The organism is Nonomuraea maheshkhaliensis, assembly GCF_039529435.1.
GTDB lineage: Bacteria > Actinomycetota > Actinomycetes > Streptosporangiales > Streptosporangiaceae > Nonomuraea > Nonomuraea maheshkhaliensis.
Genome location: NZ_BAAAMU010000338.1, coordinates 1 through 601 on the forward strand (window position 1 = coordinate 1; position 601 = coordinate 601).

Below are 601 nucleotides of genomic sequence, written 5' to 3' on the forward strand. Positions count from 1 at the left end.
GCGATCGAGCAGGGGTTGCGCTACTTGTGCGCAACGCTCGGCGAGAAGGAGGTGTTCTGCGGCGACCCGGCCCGGCAGGTGAGCGGCACCCACTTCCGCCACACCACTGGATCGCTGTTCGCCGTCGAGGATCTGGAGTCCGCGCTCGGCGCGCTGAAGGAGATCGTCGAGCAGGGGGAGGGCAACGCCCACGGCGAGGTCTGGGACGGTGACCAGGACGTCCTCCACCCCGATCGGGAAGAGGTCGCCCACTACTACCGCTTCCAGGAGCTCAAGCTCGGCCGCCGTTACCAGCGGGGCGACACCCCGAGAACCGGCCCGACCGGCGAGAAGGTCGGCGTCGACCCGGACGGCGTGCTGCCGATGACACCCAACCCGCAGCCTGCCGAGCCGGGCAGCGCCGTACGGGCGGCGCAGGATCTGTTCGACACCACCTACAGCACCCTGCTGAACCTGCTGGAGCAGGCATTCAACGGCGATCCGAAGAGGCTCACGGACGCCACCCGCACCATGTTCACGCTCAGGGCCCAGGCGCAGGCCCTGATGGCGCTGCCCGGCGGCGCCGGTCCCACCTTCGCCTACGTGCCTCGCGAAGCACGTA

1 protein-coding gene is annotated in these 601 nt (G+C 69.6%); it reads left to right on the plus strand.

Features of this window, described 5'->3' with window-relative positions; all coding sequences use genetic code 11:
* Positions 1 to 601 (plus strand): ferritin-like domain-containing protein (locus tag ABFX54_RS56745; protein WP_346115636.1); only part of this gene is annotated, 601 nt, incomplete at both ends.